Below are 1,422 nucleotides of genomic sequence, written 5' to 3'. Positions count from 1 at the left end.
GTCCTCGCCACGCATCTTTATGTCGCTGCCGTCGCGGAACATGGAGCCGACCTTGACGTTCTCGACGCTGGTGGCCCGGTCATAGGTTGCTTCTACGGGGGCAGCGGCTGCGCTGTCCATGATATTGCGCGGCAGGCTGGCGATAGCCTCAGCCAGTAGGGCGTTGGTGTCTTGCCCCTCCCTCGCTACCAGTGCCGGCTCGTTCGGCCCGTACATGGAGCCATAGGCGCCCCACTCGCCCAGCATCATTTCGGGGTGACGAACGAAGTATTCGTTCAGCGGTACTTCGATGCCCTTGGCGTCGGTGACGGTCTCGACACCTCCCCATGTCTCACCATCGATGCTGGTCTCGCCCTCGCGCAGCTTGCGGAGGAAGATCAGGTCAGTGGTGACTTCGGTGCCGGCGTTCTTCAGGAAGGCGTTGTTGGGCAGGCGAATGGCCGCCAGGAACTCGGCCCGTTCGGCAATGAAGTCACGCGCCTGACTGCGACCGCTGTCCAGAAGACGACTCGACACCACCATGGCCAGCACGCCATTCTCCTTGAGCCCCTCCAGGCTCTTGGCGAAGAAATAGTTGTGGATGCTGAACTTGCTGATGTTCTTCCGCTTGCCGTCATACAGCTTTTGGTTGCCGAACGGCGGGTTGCCAATGGCCGCATCGAAGTAGCCGTCTGGCATGGCGAAGTCCTGGAAGCCCACCGGGTACTGCACGTTGGCTGCCGGGTAGAGTTGCGCGGCAATCCCGCCAGTGATCGGGTCCAGCTCGACGGCGGTGATCTCGCTCTTGCTGCGCATGGTCCCGGGCATCAGTCCAAGGAAGTTCCCGGTGCCGACGGAAGGCTCCAGCACCTTTCCTCCCTTGAAGCCCATGATCCGCAGGCCGTCCCACATGGAGTTCACGATATCGACGCTGGTGTAGTGGGCGTCCTGGGTGCTGCGTCGCGCGGCGGCGTATTCCTCGTCCGTCATCGCCTCCTTGATCTGGGCGACTTCCTTATCCCAGCCCTTTGACACCTTTCCACCATCACCCTCGAACGCCTGGGGCAATCCACCCCACCCGACGTATTGGGCGAGCGTCTCTTGCTCTGTCAGGGTCGCCTGGCGCCCTTCCTCCTGAAGCGTCTTGAGTGTCTGGATGGCGGCCAGGTTGGCCTTGAACTTGGCCTTGGGGCCGCCAGTTCCCAGCTCACCGGTGATGGTGAACATGCGGGCCGGACGGTCGCTGCTTGGCGTGGCCGGCTGGGTGGTGGTTCCCTTGGGCGTGGGAGCGGCCTCGGCGGCCTTTTCGCGCGGCTCGTGTGCCGCCTCGTCGCCTCGGGTTACTGCTCCCTGCTGATCTCCATCGTCCGCTGGTTGAGTTCCATCGCCTCGTGCATCAGGTTCGTCCCGCGGTTCTGTGTTTGCTCCGCGTTCTCGTCCGGC

At 63.2% G+C, this 1,422-nt stretch carries 1 protein-coding gene; it reads right to left on the bottom strand.

What is annotated here, in order from left to right:
• Positions 1 to 1,206, bottom strand: a 1,206-nt coding sequence (locus tag ACESMD_RS06530; RefSeq protein WP_372611455.1) for an Eco57I restriction-modification methylase domain-containing protein, incomplete at its 3' end; no start/stop codon positions are given.
• Positions 1,207 to 1,422 lie beyond the last annotated feature (216 nt).

Origin of the sequence: Halomonas sp. (assembly GCF_041689495.1) — a bacterium.
In the GTDB taxonomy this organism is placed as follows: Bacteria; Pseudomonadota; Gammaproteobacteria; order Pseudomonadales; family Halomonadaceae; genus Halomonas.
The sequence above is the reverse complement of the archived record's forward strand: the minus strand, read 5'-3'. Positions and strand labels throughout refer to the sequence as shown.